Source organism: Bradyrhizobium sp. CCBAU 25338 (genome assembly GCF_028128965.1).
Classification (GTDB): domain Bacteria; phylum Pseudomonadota; class Alphaproteobacteria; order Rhizobiales; family Xanthobacteraceae; genus Bradyrhizobium; species Bradyrhizobium liaoningense.
Genome location: NZ_LFKY01000041.1, coordinates 110,422 through 124,493, shown reverse-complemented (window position 1 = coordinate 124,493; position 14,072 = coordinate 110,422). Strand labels below are relative to the sequence as shown.

Genomic DNA, 14,072 nt, shown 5'->3' with positions numbered 1-14,072 from the left:
TGTGACCTACTCGCTGTTCTACGCCTTCCTCGCCTTCATGGTGGTGATGTACTTCACCCCGGGGCCGAACAACATCATGCTGTTGTCCTCCGGCCTGACCTACGGCTTCCGGCGCACGATCCCGCATATCGTCGGCATCGTCATCGGCTTCGCCTTCATGATCGCAGCCGTCGGCCTCGGGCTCGGCACCGTGTTCCTGGCCTATCCGATCCTCCAGACCATCCTGAAATATGCCGGCGCCGCCTACCTGATTTACCTGGCCGCCGTGATCGCCATGTCCGGCCCGGCGAAGCCGGGCGAGGAGAAGGCCCGCGGCCCGATGACCTTCTGGGGCGCGGCGATGTTCCAGTGGATCAACGCCAAGGGCTGGGTGATCGTGATCGGCACCATCACCGCCTATACCGCGATCGCCCAATTCCCGCTCAACATCGCCATCCAGACCGTGATCAGCCTCGTCGTCGGCACGGTCTCGACCGTGGTCTGGGCCCTGTTCGGCACCGCGCTACGGCCGGTCCTGACCTCCGAGCGGCTGGTCCGCGCCTTCAACATCCTCATGGCGGTCCTGCTGCTCGCTTCCCTCTACCCCGTTTTCATGGATGCATGATGTCGCGGATTTCCATGCAGAAACGGGTTTCCCTCAGGGCTGAAAATGCTCTAGACAGCCCCCGAAATCCGCAAATTTCACCCTTCGGACACTGACCATTGGCCGATTTTTGGCCCTGAACGAGGAAACGACCATGCGTGTTTACTACGATCGCGACGCCGACCTGAACCTGATCAAGGGCAAGAAGGTCGCCATCGTCGGCTATGGCAGCCAGGGCCACGCCCATGCGCTCAACCTGAAGGATTCCGGCGTCAAGGAAGTCGCCATTGCGCTGCGCAAGGGTTCGGCCTCGGCCAAGAAGGCGGAGAACGCCGGCTTCAAGGTGATGGAAGTCGCCGAAGCCGCCAAATGGGCCGACCTCGTCATGATGCTGACGCCGGACGAGCTCCAGGGCGACATCTACCGCGAGCACCTGCACGACAACATGAAGAAGGGCGCCGCCCTCGTGTTCGCGCACGGCCTCAACGTCCATTTCAACCTGCTCGATCCGCGCGCCGACCTCGACGTGCTGATGATCGCGCCGAAGGGCCCCGGCCACACCGTCCGCTCGGAATATCAGCGCGGCGGCGGCGTGCCCTGCCTGATCGCGATCGCCAAGGACGTCTCGGGCAACGCCCATGACCTCGGCCTGTCCTATGCTTCCGCCATCGGCGGCGGCCGCGCCGGCATCATCGAGACCACCTTCAAGGAAGAGTGCGAGACCGACCTGTTCGGCGAGCAGGTCGTGCTCTGCGGCGGCCTGGTCGAGTTGATCAAGGGCGGCTACGAGACCCTGGTCGAAGCCGGCTATGCCCCGGAGATGGCCTATTTCGAATGCCTGCACGAAGTGAAGCTGATCGTCGACCTGATCTACGAAGGCGGCATCGCCAACATGAACTACTCGATCTCCAACACCGCCGAATATGGCGAGTACGTCACCGGCCCGCGCATCATCACCGACGAGACCAAGAAGGAGATGCGTAAGGTTCTGGCCGACATCCAGGGCGGCAAGTTCGCTCGCGACTGGATGCTCGAGAACAAGGTCAACCAGACCTCGTTCAAGGCGACCCGCGCCAAGCTCGCCCAGCACCCGATCGAGGAAGTCGGCGCCAAGCTCCGCGACATGATGCCCTGGATCAAGAAGGGCGCGCTGGTCGACAAGAGCAAGAACTAAGTCGTCGTTCCCCGGACGCAGCGCATCACGCAGTGGTGCGCTGCTGATCCGGGATCCATTGTTGCGTCTCTGGGTCCCGGCTCTGCGGCGCTTGCGCGTTGCGCCTTGTCCGGGACACGAGTGACCACGAGCTTCGCTCGCCAAACCAAATCTTAAATCTTAGCGGCTATGGTCGAGTGAGATCGCAAACAGCGATCTCGCTCTTTCCATCCCGCGCGAAGCATTGCTGCTTCATTCAAACTCTTCGCGAGTTGACGCGCAGCCTGAACGCGAAGAACTGACCTTTAAACCACATTCTTGGCATCGCGTCGTTTCTCGCACTTTCTCGTGGCGTTCCGAACATCAAAACCTCTGCGTCTTCAGGGCCAAGGATTCGGCTCTTCATCCGCATTCTCATCTCGCGTCCACTGAGAGCCAGGCCGTTGCTCACCGGCCGAGCGCATCGCCGAAATCGCGCTCAAGGCGCTGACCGCGGCAGATCCCAAGGTGCGCCATCAGATCACGCCGGAGCCGATGCGCCACCTGATCGGGGCCGTGCTGCCGAAGCGGACGCTCGAGCCACGCGGCCCGGGTGGCTGCCGCGTGTTGATCGATGCTGCGCTGCAACTTGCGGCGGAGGGAGTCGAAGTCTCATCCGTGAGGCCGCGCTCTCCGGAGCTGGCGCGCGACAACGCCGAGCCGGTCGCGCTGACCGGGCGGAGGCTGACTGACGCCGCAGAGCAGGGCCTTCTGCGGTCGGCCGACCTCAAGCGCATCCAGATCGCCGGCCGCGCCCTGGTCTACGGTTTTGCTCGGATGAATCTCGACGGCCACCTTCCACGTTGGCGCGTGGAGGAGAATGAAGTCGAGCGGGTGGCGGAAGGGGTGCTCGACCTGTTCATCGCGGGCGTTGCAAAGCCGTAGCAGCTTCGCCGCTCGCTAACATTAAGCGAAGGTCGGGCCGCCCCGCGCGTTGCCTGTCCTTGACCATTCCGTTACAGTTTTATGACACGGTGCAGGCTTCCGGCTGCGCCGGACGCCCTGACCCGTCGGTCAGACGTGTCATCGGGCCGGACTTGAAGTTCAGCGTATTGTCGATGGCGTCCGCGCCCAATCCAGGTCCTTCTGCCACGACTGCCGTGCTGGCGAGCGTCGCCGCGCTCGGCATCTGGCGCCTGCTCGCGGTTGCAGCGCCGCATCTCGCTGCGCTCGCCCTGATGTACGAGACCGAGACCGATTTCGGCTCGCGCCTGTCCTTTGCGCTCGCCTGGGGCCTCCTTAATTTCTTCTGGATCACGCTGCTGCGGCGGCCGGCGCTCTCGGGCGCATTGTCGCTGACCATGGTCGTCGTGCTGGTGCTGCTGTCGCAGCTCAAGCACGAGGTCGTGCAGATGACGGTCAACTTCATCGACCTGATGATGATCGACCGCGACACCGTCGCGTTCCTGTTCACGATCTTCCCGAACTTGCGCTGGTCGGTGATTCTGGCCGGCCTGGTCACGCTGCCGTTGATGTATTCGCTGTGGTGGCTCGACCCTTTCCGCGTCCGCCGCCTGCCAGCGCTGGCCTGCAAGCTCGCCTGCCTCGCCGGGCTTGTCGGGTATTCGCTCTACCATCCGGATGAAGCCTGGCGCAGCTATTACGACGACGGCTATCTCTCGAAATTCTTCCGCTCGGGCGTCAGCGCGGTGTCGGATTTCGCGCAGTACGGCCTCATGGAGGCGGCCGCTTCGACCAGTGAACGGCTCAACATGCCGCTGGTCGATGCCTGCCATCCCGCCGGCCGCCGTCCCAACATCATCATGATCCATGATGAATCGAGCTTCGACATCCGCGCGGCGCAGGGCATCAAGGTGCCGCAGGGCTATGGCAGCCACTTCACGTCCTGGGACGGCAAGCAGCGCACGTTCCTGGCCGAGAGCAATGGCGGACCGAGCTGGTTCACTGAATACAACGTGCTCGCGGGGCTTTCCTCTCGCTCGTTCGGACGCTTCGCCTATTTCGTGACGCGCATTGCCTCGAGCCGGGTTGAGCGCGGCCTGCCGCTGGCGCTGCGCCGCTGCGGCTACGAGACGCTGTCGCTCTATCCCGCCAATGGCGGCTTCATGGGCGCGCGCAGCTTCCAGATGACGACCGGCATCGAGCGCTTTCTCGATTCGAAGGACCTCGGCGCGAAGGATGTCGAACCCGACAGCTTCTTCTACGACAAGGCGCTCCAGCTGATGGGCCTGCAGCCGCCGAACAAGCCGCTGTTCACCTTCATCTATCTCGGCGCCAATCATTTCCCCTGGGAGACGCGCTTCCGCCCCGACCTGCTGCCGACCTGGCGCGCGCCGGGCAATGCGCCGACGATCGACGAATATCTGCGCCGGCAGGCCATGAGCGCCGAGCAGTACAAGGCCTTCGTCGCCGGGCTGAAGAAGAAATTTCCGGGCGAGCCCTTCCTGATCGTGCGCTACGGCGATCACCAGCCGGAATTCGCACCGCAGATCCTCGAGCCTGGGCTCGACGAGGGCGCTCTCGGCAAGAAGCTCGACAATTACGATCCGCGTCTCTACGCGACCTATTATGCGATCGACGCCGTCAATTTCGAGCCGGTGAAGAGCGCGGCCGTGATGGACACGATCGACGGCCCCTATCTGCCGCTGGTGATCCAGGAAGCCGCCGGCATCCCGCTCGACCCGTCCTTCGCCGAGCAGAAGGAGATCATGCTCCGCTGCAAGGGCATCTTCTACGGCTGCAAGGACGGCGCCGAGGCGCGGCGACTGAACCGGCTGCTGATCGACGCGGGGATGATCAGGGGACTGTAGCCGTCCTCATTGCCGCCTGATCTTCCCCCACAGCCACTTCGCCACCGCATCCGGCGACGAATTCGCGTCGTTGCCGCTGGCGCGCAAATTGGCTTCGCGCATGGTGGCGTTGTCGATCTTGCCGAGCAGCGGCCTCAGCGCCGCCTGCAATCGCTCGTCACCGGCGCGTTTCGGCGCGAGCAGCAGGATGGCGTCATAGGGCGGGATGGCGTGCCTGATATCGTCGAGCGCGACGAGATCGTACTTCGCGATCAGGCCGTCACTGGTGTAGCCGGCGATCACGTCGACCTCGCCGCTGGCGGCGGCCGCATACATGAAATCCGGCTGCATCTGGCGTTGGGCGCGGAACGAAAGGCCGTAGGCCTTTTGCAGGGCTGCCCATTCGGGCCGCGAGAAGAATTCGTAGTCGCCGGCAATCGACATCGTCGATGCGTGTGCGGCGAGATCGGTGATGGTGCGGATGCCGAGCGCCTCGGCGCGCTTCCTCGGCATCACCAGCGCATAGGCGTTCTCGAAGCCGAGGTCGCCGAGCAGGGTGATGTTGTCCCTGGCGAGCGCTGTTTTGAGTTCCGCGAGCAGCTCGGTGCGCGGCTTGATATCGCCGCGATGCAGCTGGTTGGCCCAAAGCGTGCCGGAATAGTCGACATAGAGATCGATGTCGCCGGCCTTTAGCGCCTCGAAGATCACGCTCGAACCGAGGCTCGAGCGCGCCGTCGCGGACAGGCCGGCGGCCTGGAGACGGTCCCTGAGCAGCGCGGACAGCACATATTGTTCAGCAAATGTCTTGGCGCCGACGACGTAGCCCTGCGAGGAGCGGCCCATTGTCGGCACCAATGTTGCGGCAAGGAGAGCTGCGATCCCGACGCAGCCGAGCGCTGCGCGCAGACGGCTGCGACGGCGCAGACCGTTCTCGATCAGGCCAAGCAGTTGATCGACGGCGAGCGCGAGCAGGGCCGAGGCCAGGCAGCCGAACAGCACGAACACCCAGTTCTGGGTCTGGAGCCCGGCAAAGATGTAGTTGCCGAGGCTGGTCTGCCCGATCGGGGTCGACAGCGTCGCGGTGCCGATCACCCAGACTGCGGCGGTGCGGATGCCCGCCATCATCACCGGCAGCGCCAGCGGCAGCTCGACCATGAGCAGCGACTGGCGCCCGGTCATGCCGACGCCCTTGGCGGCCTCGATCAGCGCGGGATCGATGCCGTTGAGCCCGGTGATGCCGTTGCGCAGCACCGGCAGCATCGAATAGAGCGCCAGCGCCAGCATCGCCGGCAGGAAGCCGAACGCGGAGAAGGAAACGCCGAACCAGGCCAGCGCGACCGAGGCCGCCGCGAGCAGCAGCGGATAGAACAGTGCAAGCAGCGCCAGTCCGGGCACGGTCTGCACGATGCTGGCGAACGCGAGCAGCATGCCGCGCGGCGCCGGGCGATTGCGCGTGAGGATGGCCAGCGGCAGGCTGACGGCGAGACCGAGCGCCAGTGCGGCAAGGCTGACCTGCACATGGTTGCCGAGATAGTCGGGCAGATGCGCCAGCGCCTCGCCCCAGCGTGGATCGGCGAGGAGGCTCATGCCGCACCGCTCTGCGGCAACAGCGCTTTCAGCCGCTCGGCCTGGCGCCGCGGCGTGCGCAGCAGCTCGAGCACGTAGTCGTCGCCGCTCTTGGCGAGCTCATTGGGCGTGCCCTGCGCGAGCAGTCGTCCGCCGCGCATCACTGCGATGCGGTCGGCGAGCAGAATCGCCTCCGTCATGTCATGGGTGATCATCACGGTGGTCAGCCCGAGCTTGCGATGCAGCGAGCGATAGTCGTCGCCGAGCGCATCGCGGGTGAGGGGATCGAGCGCGCCGAAGGGCTCGTCCATCAGCACGATGCGAGGCCTTGCCGCAAGCGCCCGCGCGACGCCGACGCGCTGGCGCTGGCCGCCGGAGAGCGCTTCCGGCAGACGGTCGCGATGCGCCGCACGGTCGAGCTGCACCAGCTCGAGCAGCTCGTCCACACGCGCCGCGATATCCGCCGCCGACACACCCAGCAGTTTCGGTGTGATCCCGATATTGTCAGCGACGCTCAAATGAGGGAACAGCCCGCCGCTCTGGAACACGTAGCCGATCCGCCGCCGCAGCGCGACCGGATCGACATTTCTCACGTCCTCGCCCTCGACGGTGATGGTACCGCCGTCGGCCTCGATCAGCCGGTTGGCGAGCCGCAGCAGCGTGGTCTTGCCCGAGCCCGAGCCGCCGACGATCGCCACAAACTCGCCCTCGGCGATCTCGAGCGATACATCGTTCAGAGCCTTGAGGGAGCCGAAGCTCTTTGTGGCGTGTGCATAGCCAATCATGGGACTGGACGGCATCAGACGTGCGCTCGGCTCGGTTGCCTCTGAGGGGTGGGCGGGGTGACGGGTCCCATGCGTAGCACGCTTGGCGCCTTGATTGAACTTGGCCGCGCGAGCGGCTAAGGCATCGGCCTGAATTCGGAGGAAGCACATGACGACGCCCACGGCGGTGGCGCTGGAAGATGCCAAGGTCGCGTTCCGCCTCGGGGACGGGCGGGTCTATACGGCAGTCGAGAAGGCTCATCTCAGGGTCGCCCAGGGCGAGTTCGTCGCCATCGTCGGCCCGACCGGCTGTGGGAAATCGACGCTGCTCAACGTCGCGGCCGGGCTGCTGAAGCCCGCGGCCGGCAGCGTCCGGATTTTCGACCGGCCGCTGGCGGGGCTGAACCGGGACGCCGGCTACCTGTTCCAGGCCGACGCGCTGTTCCCGTGGAAGACCGCGCTCGACAATGTTGCGATCGGACTCGAGATCAAGGGCACGCCGCGCGCCGAAGCGCTGCCGCGGGCGCAAAAATGGCTGACGTCAGTCGGCCTCGGCGCCTTTGCGGGCCGCTATCCGCACATGCTCTCCGGCGGCCAGCGCAAGCGTGTGGCGCTGGCGCAGGTGCTGATCCGCGATCCAAAAATCCTGCTCATGGATGAGCCGTTCGGGCCACTCGATGCGCAGACCCGCCAGGTCATGGGCAACCTGCTGCTCGATTTGTGGAACGCCGACCGCAAGGCTGTGCTGTTCGTGACCCATGATCTGGAAGAGGCGATCGCGCTCGCCGATCGTGTCGTGATCATGTCGGCCGGGCCGTCCTCGCGCATCATCGGCGACTGGCGCGTGAGCCTGCCGCGCCCGCGCGACATCTTCGAGGTGCGGCTCGACAAGGAGTTTCACTCACTGCATCGCGAGATCTGGAGCGTGCTCAAGGACGAGGTGATGAAGGGCTACGCGCAATCCACGCAAGCGGCGGAGGCGGTCTGATGTCGCGCGTGACGCTGCTGGCGTTGCAGATCCTGGTCGCCATCGTTTGCCTCGCACTGTGGCAATTGCTCGCCACCGTGCCGGTCTTCGGCAAGATCCTGTTGCCGCCGTTCTTCTTCTCCAATCCGGTCGACGTGTTCAGCCAGATCGTGAAATGGTTCTCGTCCGGCGTGATCTGGAAGCATCTCGGCATCACATTGGCGGAATCGATCCTCGCCTTCGTGATCGGATCGCTCGGCGGCGTGCTGGTCGGCTTCTGGTTCGCGCGCCAGCCGCTGGTCGCTGCGGTGTTCGATCCCTACGTGAAGATGGTCAATGCACTGCCGCGCGTCGTGCTGGCGCCGATCTTCGCGCTGTGGCTCGGGCTCGGCATCTGGTCCAAGGTCGCGCTCGGCGTCACGCTGGTGTTCTTCATCGTGTTCTTCAACGTCTATCAGGGCGTGAAAGAGGTCAGCCGCACCGTGCTCGACAACGGCCGCATGCTCGGCATGAGCGAGCGGCAGTTGATGCAGCACGTCTATTGGCCGTCGGCGCTGTCATGGATGTTCTCCTCGCTGCACACTTCCGTCGGCTTCGCCGTGGTCGGCGCTGTCGTCGGCGAGTATCTGGGATCGGCGGCGGGGCTCGGCTATCTGATCCAGCAGGCCGAGGGCGTGTTCGACGTTGCCGGTGTGTTCGCAGGCATGTTCGTGCTCTCGGCCTTCGTCATCCTGATCGACTTCGGCGTCACGCTGGTGGAGCGGCGTCTCCTGGTGTGGCGGCCGACCGCGTCGGATGGGCGTGGTTAAGCTGCCTCGTTGCGCGCTGACATTTATGTGATCGGCAGGCCGGAATAGAACGCGCGGCCGCGCGTCAAACCCCCATGCGACCACCCGCATGGGAGTTCTTGATGTACCCGTCACAGTTTCGCTGCGCCGTAGCGGCGCTCTCAGCCAGATGTCGATGGCCCAGGTCCGGATTCGGCGCGGCGTTCCTCGCCGCGCGCATTCTCGTCGCGTTCGCGGTGCCTCCGCTCGCGTTCGCGCATGAGTCCCATCCGGCCAGCCCGCCGGCTGCGCTGAGCACGGAGGAACGGGCCTTTCTGGAAGAAAATGAAGCCGCCATGACCAAGATGATGAACGACATGGCGGTCAAGCCGACCGGCGACGTCGATCGCGACTTCGTCGCAATGATGAATCCGCATCATCAGGGCGCGATCGACATGGCAGTCATCGAATTGCGCTATGGCAAGAACGAGCAGCTGCGGCGCATCGCCCAGGAAATCATTGTCGACCAGATGCAGGAGATCGCGGCCATGAAGCTCGCCATAGGCGAGCCGGCCACGGACACCGCACCTGCTCCGACGCAACCGGCATCCGCTCCGGTGGCCAACGCTCATCATCATTCGGGCATGCAGATGGATATGCCCGCCGGAATGAAGAAGTAGGAGCTACATACATGAACACATCGAAATGCAGGGTTGTGAGAAGCATTTTCCTGGCCGCCACGATGCTTGCTGGCGGATCCGCTGCATGGGCGGGGCAGGCACCGGGCGCGCTGTCCGCCCCCGACATTCCGATCAGCCACCACGACCGCGTTTACGCCGCAGAACAATTCTCGAATACGGTTTCGGTCACCGACCCCGTCGACAACAAGCTGCTTGGTGTGATCCGACTGGGCGACCCGCAACCCGGCAATTTTAGCCCGCTCTACAAGGGCCAGGTCCTCGTGCACGGCATGGGCTTCTCGCCGGATCACAAGACGCTCGCCGTGGTCTCGATCGGTTCGAACTCCGTGAGTTTCATCGATACCGCGACCAACGCGGTCAAGCACGTGACCTACGTCGGGAGGTCGCCACACGAGGCGTTCTACACGCCGGACGGCAAGGAGGTGTGGGTCACCGTCCGCGGCGAAAACTACATCTCCGTCATCGACCCGACCAGCTTCAAGGAGAAAACCCGCATCACGACCCCGAACGGGCCCGGCATGCAGATTTTCTCACCCGACGGCAAGTATGGCTACATCTGCTCGTCCTTCAATCCCGAGACCGACGTGGTCGCTGTTGCCGAGCACAAGATCATAGCGAGGGTGAAGCAGGAGAGCCCATTCTGCCCGAACATCGCGGCGACGCCGGATGGGAACCAAGTGTGGTTCACGCTGAAAGACGTGGGCCGGACCCAGGTGTTCAACGCGAGGCCGCCGTTCAATGCGATCAAGACCATCGAAACCGGCCCGATCACAAATCACGTCAACTTCGCGCATACGGCCAAGGGCACGTTTGCCTATGTCACTGTCGGTGGCCTGAACGAAGTGAAGGTGTTCCGCACCGACGACTTCTCGCAGGTCGCGACGATCCCGGTCGGTAGTCTTCCGCACGGTGTGTGGCCGTCCGGCGACGGGACTCGCATCTATGTCGGGCTGGAGAATGCCGACGCGCTTGCGGCTATCGATACGGCAACCAACAAGGTAATCGCCAACGTTCCGATCGGCCAGGCGCCGCAAGCGATCGCCTATGTCCCGAACGCCGCGCCTGACCCGGATGACCGCCAAAACCTGCAGGCTCTCGGCGTTGCCGGCCAGGTTGCTCATCTCGCGCTAGTGTCGAAGGGCGACGCAGGGGGCGGCAAGGCGCCGACCAGCGTGTCGTTGTTCGATCAAGGCTTGATACAGGTCCTGCAGGCTTCGGTGACGGGACTTCAGCCCAGGCAGAAATATGTGCTAGCGCTGGCGGACCATGGCGATGGAAGCGGCCCGCTGCAGCCATTGGCGGCGTTCATGACCAATCCAGCCGGATCGGCCATCGTCAACGCGGTGGGTCCGATCCGGCAGATCGTCGACCAGTCTGCCGCGGCTGCCAGGCGATATCTGGTGATTGCGTCCGGCGATGCGACCAAGCCGGGCGACGCCATTCAAATCGAGGCGCGATGACGTTCGGCGGGCATCAACCGAGATGAGGCGGAGCGCGTCATGAAGGATATGCTGGTTCAGGTCGAGCCGCTGATCCCCGCGCTCCGCCGCTATGCGCGTGCGCTCATGCGCGATCGCGCGGCGGCTGACGATCTGGTCCAAGACTGCCTGGAGCGCGCCGTCAGCCGCTGGCATCAGCGGCGCGATGGCAGCGTCCGCGCCTGGCTCTTCACCATCCTTCACAATTTGGCGATCACGCAATTCCGCCAGGCCACAGCGCGGGGAAGGCATATGCCGATCGACGATGCGGGTCAGCAGGAGCTTGTCAGCGCGGCAGCGCAGGAACAAAGACTGATCTACCGGGACGTCCTGAGCAAGCTTGCGCGACTGCCGGAAGAGCAACGGGCGGTCTTGCTGCTGGTCGCAGTCGAGGATCTCTCCTACGCGGATGCTGCGAAAGTTCTCGGCGTTCCGGTGGGCACCGTGATGTCGCGCCTGTCGCGCGCACGGGAGCGGTTGCAGCAGGAGATGGATGCGGTGGGGCCGAGGAACGTCGTCGCATTGCGGAGCTTGAAATGAACCACCGGCCGATCACGGAAGATGATCTCCACGCCTACGTGGACCAAGCGCTCGAGCCCGAGCGTCGCGCCGAGGTCGCATCCTATCTGGACGAGCATCCGGATGTCGCCAACCGCGTTGCGGGCTTCGCCAACCAGCGCGAGCAGTTGCGTGGTGCGCTCGCTTCAATCGCCGACGAGCCATTGCCCGCGGAATTGAACCTGTCGCACATCATCGAGAGCCGGAAGCGCCGTCCCCTGCGGGCGTGGCGGGCAATCGCTGCGATGTTGCTTCTAGGTATCGGAGGCCTCGGCGGATGGACCATGCGCAGCGTACTGCAGGATAGCTCGAACGGACTATCCGCGTTGGCCCAGGAAGCAGCCTATACCTATGGCGTCTACGCACCGGATCGCGTGCGCCCGGTCGAGATACGGGCGTCCGACAGCGCAGAGCTCACGCAATGGATCTCCAGCCGGCTGAAGCAGCCGGTCAAGGTACCGGACCTCTCCGTCTCGGGCTATCGGCTGATGGGCGGGCGCCTGGTCGCTACCTCGCACGGTCCGGCCGCGATGTTCATGTACGACGACGATCGCGGCGATCGCCTCGTGGTGCTGACGCGTCCGATGAGCAGCCGCAATCAGGATGCGCCGATGATGCCGCAGTCGTCCGGCGACATCGCGGGTTTCGCCTGGATAGACGGCGGCCTTGGCTATACCCTCGTCGGCCAGCTTCCGACAGACACTCTCAAACCGATCGCGAACGAGATCCGGAAGCAGGCGCGCTCGATCTAGCGGCGAAATTCACGAAGCGGGCCCGCGCATCGGCGCGAGCCCAATCGCGAGGGCTCAATCCGGCAGCGTGACGTCGTCAGGCGCCTGCGGCGGCGTCTTGATCCTCCCCATCGGGAATTGCTCTTGTTTGGGCACGCTATTGCGCCGAAAGGCCGATGGCCAGCCCACCCAGGCAGTGCTTCTCAAGCCCATCCCGCTGCTCTATGGTGCCGCCGGCCGAACGGAGGAAACCAATGAAGAACACGATTGCCAGGCTCGCCGGCGCGCTGCTCGCGCTGACGCTCACCACCTCGCTTGCCGCGGCGCAAAGCAAGGTGACCATCGCGATCGGCGGCGGCTCCTGCCTGTGCTACCTGCCCACGGTGCTGGCCAAGCAGCTCGGCGAATACGAGAAGGCTGGCCTCAATGTCGAGCTGGTGGACCTCAAGGGCGGTTCGGATGCGCTGAAAGCCGTGCTCGGCGGGAGCGCCGACGTGGTCTCCGGTTATTTCGACCATTGCGTCAATCTCGCGGCCAAAAAGCAGGAGCTCCAGTCCTTCGTGGTCTATGACCGTTACCCCGGTCTCGTGCTGGTGGTCGCACCCTCGCGCACCAACGACATCAAATCGGTCAAGGATCTCGCCGGCAAGAAGGTCGGTGTCAGCGCACCCGGATCTTCCACCGACTTCTTCCTCAAATACATGCTCAAGAAGAACGGGCTCGATCCCGCCGGCACGGCCGTGATCGGAGTCGGCCTCGGTGCCACCGCGGTCGCCGCCATGCAGCAGGGCCAGATCGACGCGGCCGTGATGCTCGATCCTTCGGTGACCGTGCTTCAGGGCACCCACAAGGATCTGCGCATCCTCTCGGACACCCGCACCCAGAAGGACACGCTCGAGACGTTCGGCGGCGAATATCCGGGCGGCGCGCTGTACTCGACCGCGGCCTGGATCAACGGCCATGAGAAGGAGACGCAGGCGCTCACCAATGCGATCCTCGCCACGCTGGCCTGGATCCATGCGCATTCGCCCGAGGAGATCATGGCGAAGATGCCGGAAGAGACGGTCGGCAAGAACAAGGACCTCTATCTCGCCGCACTGAAGAACACGATCCCCATGTACTCGGAGACCGGCAAGATGGATCCGAAAGGCGCCGACGCAGTGCTCGCGGTGTTCACCGTCGGCTCGCCCGAGGTGGCCAACGCCAAGATCGACGTCAGCAAGACCTTCACCAACAAATTCGTCGACCAGGCCAAGAAGACCACGGGGAGTGCCAAATAGCCGACGCGAACGCGTGGTAATCGCCCGGCCATGACGTCACCTGTCATTCATCGCGTCACGACGCTCGATCTCGCGGTGCGGCCGATCGTGTGGCCGTTCGCGGAGGAACGGCGCGCCGAGATCGCGGCGCATTTCGCCCAGAAGCAGCGCGAGCGGCCGAAGATCTGGAACGGCCGCGTCTTGCTCGGGCGCGATCCCGTGTTCACCGGCGACCGTTTTGCCGCGACCTATTTCGAGACCGATTTCGCCAGCTTCCTCGCCTGGCGCGACTGGGGCTTTCCCGATACGGCCGTGTTCAACGGTTTCGGCATGGGCGCACTGCGCACCTCCGACGGCGCCTTCGTGATGGGCGAGATGGGACAGCACACCGCCAATGCGGGCCGCATCTATTTCCCGTCGGGCACGCCCGACCTCGGCGACGTCAGAGGTGGCGCCCTCGACGTTCCCGGCAGCGTCGTCCGCGAGATCGCGGAAGAGACCGGGCTGACCGCCGACGACTACGCGGCGGAGGCGGACTGGCACTGCGTCGTCTCCGGCCGTGCGATTGCGATGATTCAGATCCTCAACCTGGACATGCCGGGCGACGAGGCCCGCGCCCGGATCGAAGCCAATCTCGCAGGTGACGACGAGCCTGAATTGTCGGCCATTCATCTCGTGCGCGACATGGGTGATCTCAGGCCGTCCATGCCGCGATTTGTCACGGCCTTCGTCGAGCGCCAGTTCGCGTCGCGCTGA

Annotated in this window: 14 protein-coding genes; 12 read left to right on the top strand and 2 right to left on the bottom strand. The window is 64.5% G+C overall.

Annotation, left to right across the window (positions count from 1 at the left end; translation table 11 throughout):
- Position 1 precedes the first annotated feature (1 nt).
- The 4 genes from ACM42_RS27550 to ACM42_RS27535 all read left to right on the top strand — a co-directional run bounded on the left by ACM42_RS27550 (position 2) and on the right by ACM42_RS27535 (position 4,546).
- Positions 2-604 carry a LysE family translocator gene (locus ACM42_RS27550; protein ID WP_271530810.1) on the top strand — a complete coding sequence of 201 codons (603 nt, stop codon included), beginning with the start codon at positions 2-4 and terminating at the stop codon, positions 602-604.
- 133 nt (positions 605-737) lie between these two features.
- Positions 738-1,757 (top strand): ketol-acid reductoisomerase, encoded by a 1,020-nt coding sequence (gene ilvC, locus ACM42_RS27545; protein WP_257176015.1) that lies wholly within the window; start codon positions 738-740, stop codon positions 1,755-1,757.
- Between the two features lie 486 nt (positions 1,758-2,243).
- The gene (locus ACM42_RS27540; protein WP_271530809.1) at positions 2,244-2,660 is read left to right on the top strand and encodes a hypothetical protein; all 417 of its coding nucleotides are present in this window, start codon (positions 2,244-2,246) and stop codon (positions 2,658-2,660) included.
- A 173-nt stretch (positions 2,661-2,833) separates the two neighbouring features.
- Positions 2,834-4,546, top strand: coding sequence for a sulfatase-like hydrolase/transferase (locus tag ACM42_RS27535; protein WP_271531170.1), 1,713 nt, complete (start codon positions 2,834-2,836; stop codon positions 4,544-4,546).
- Positions 4,547-4,552: 6 nt separating this feature from the next.
- Here the strand turns inward: ACM42_RS27535 and ACM42_RS27530 are convergent, their stop codons facing one another.
- Positions 4,553-6,112 carry a glycine betaine ABC transporter substrate-binding protein gene (locus ACM42_RS27530; protein WP_271530808.1) on the bottom strand — a complete coding sequence of 520 codons (1,560 nt, stop codon included), beginning with the start codon at positions 6,110-6,112 and terminating at the stop codon, positions 4,553-4,555.
- The gene (locus ACM42_RS27525) at positions 6,109-6,891 is read right to left on the bottom strand and encodes an ATP-binding cassette domain-containing protein (protein WP_271530807.1); all 783 of its coding nucleotides are present in this window, start codon (positions 6,889-6,891) and stop codon (positions 6,109-6,111) included. The genes ACM42_RS27530 and ACM42_RS27525 overlap by 4 nt, the downstream gene beginning before the upstream one ends.
- Positions 6,892-7,024: 133 nt before the next feature.
- Here ACM42_RS27525 and ACM42_RS27520 point away from each other — a divergent pair, with 133 nt between their 5' ends.
- From ACM42_RS27520 to ACM42_RS27485, 8 genes are all read left to right on the top strand, one after another.
- Positions 7,025-7,843 carry an ABC transporter ATP-binding protein gene (locus ACM42_RS27520; RefSeq protein ID WP_271530806.1) on the top strand — a complete coding sequence of 273 codons (819 nt, stop codon included), beginning with the start codon at positions 7,025-7,027 and terminating at the stop codon, positions 7,841-7,843.
- Positions 7,843-8,631, top strand: coding sequence for an ABC transporter permease (locus ACM42_RS27515; protein WP_271530805.1), 789 nt, complete (start codon positions 7,843-7,845; stop codon positions 8,629-8,631). Before ACM42_RS27520 ends, ACM42_RS27515 begins: the two co-directional genes overlap by 1 nt.
- Positions 8,632-8,732: 101 nt before the next feature.
- Positions 8,733-9,269: a DUF305 domain-containing protein gene (locus ACM42_RS27510; protein ID WP_271530804.1), complete on the top strand. Its 537-nt coding sequence runs from the start codon at positions 8,733-8,735 to the stop codon at positions 9,267-9,269.
- An 11-nt stretch (positions 9,270-9,280) separates the two neighbouring features.
- Positions 9,281-10,750 carry a YncE family protein gene (locus ACM42_RS27505; RefSeq protein WP_271530803.1) on the top strand — a complete coding sequence of 490 codons (1,470 nt, stop codon included), beginning with the start codon at positions 9,281-9,283 and terminating at the stop codon, positions 10,748-10,750.
- A gap of 39 nt (positions 10,751-10,789) precedes the next feature.
- Entirely contained in the window at positions 10,790-11,308 is a 519-nt protein-coding gene (locus ACM42_RS27500; RefSeq protein WP_271530801.1) for a sigma-70 family RNA polymerase sigma factor, read from the top strand.
- Positions 11,305-12,078 (top strand): anti-sigma factor family protein, encoded by a 774-nt coding sequence (locus ACM42_RS27495; RefSeq protein WP_271530799.1) that lies wholly within the window; start codon positions 11,305-11,307, stop codon positions 12,076-12,078. The genes ACM42_RS27500 and ACM42_RS27495 overlap by 4 nt, the downstream gene beginning before the upstream one ends.
- Before the next feature lie 233 nt (positions 12,079-12,311).
- A complete protein-coding gene (locus ACM42_RS27490) occupies positions 12,312-13,337 on the top strand; it encodes an ABC transporter substrate-binding protein (protein WP_271530798.1) in 1,026 nt (341 codons plus the stop codon).
- 30 nt (positions 13,338-13,367) lie between these two features.
- Complete coding sequence (locus ACM42_RS27485; protein ID WP_271530797.1) at positions 13,368-14,072, top strand: NUDIX hydrolase; 705 nt, start codon at positions 13,368-13,370, stop codon at positions 14,070-14,072.